At 57.1% G+C, this 431-nt stretch carries 2 protein-coding genes; one reads left to right on the forward strand and one right to left on the reverse strand.

The genetic code is table 11. The annotated features are described in order from the left end of the window. Positions 1 to 117: DUF1737 domain-containing protein (locus D7X55_RS46710; RefSeq protein ID WP_121725772.1), on the forward strand; the 117-nt coding region annotated here is incomplete at its 5' end. Positions 118 to 136: 19 nt separating this feature from the next. On the opposite strand, the gene D7X55_RS41380 is transcribed toward D7X55_RS46710, so the two are convergent. Then, positions 137 to 431 (reverse strand): metallopeptidase family protein (locus D7X55_RS41380; RefSeq protein ID WP_121725773.1); only part of this gene is annotated, 295 nt, incomplete at its 5' end.

Raw genomic sequence — 431 nt, forward strand, 5'->3', positions numbered from 1 at the left:
GGTTCGCCAAGCTATGCCTTTAATGCGGCAAGTGGCGTCATGCATTGCGGCCAGGCCGTGACCAAGGTGGTCGAGGGCAAGGAATACCATCCCGACATGAAGCTCGGCGAGCAGTAAGCAGTCATGGCCGCCCCGATCAGCGATCGGCGGCGGCCTCGTCGGCGCTTTCTTCAATCCGCTCCATGTCGTCATCAGACAGGCCGAAATGATGGCCAATCTCGTGGATGAGGACATGAGTGATGATATCACCCAGCGTTTCCTCGTTCTCGGCCCAGTAGTCTAGAATGGGACGTCGATAAAGCGTGATACGGTTTACCATCTCGCCCGTTTCCATGGTGAAACGTTCGGAGATGCCCCGGCCCTCGAAAAGCCCCAAGAGATCGAAAGGCGTTTCGAGCGCCATGTCTTCGAAGACATCGTCGGTCGGGAAA

This window comes from Corallococcus sp. AB049A (assembly GCF_003668885.1).
GTDB lineage: Bacteria > Myxococcota > Myxococcia > Myxococcales > Myxococcaceae > Corallococcus > Corallococcus interemptor.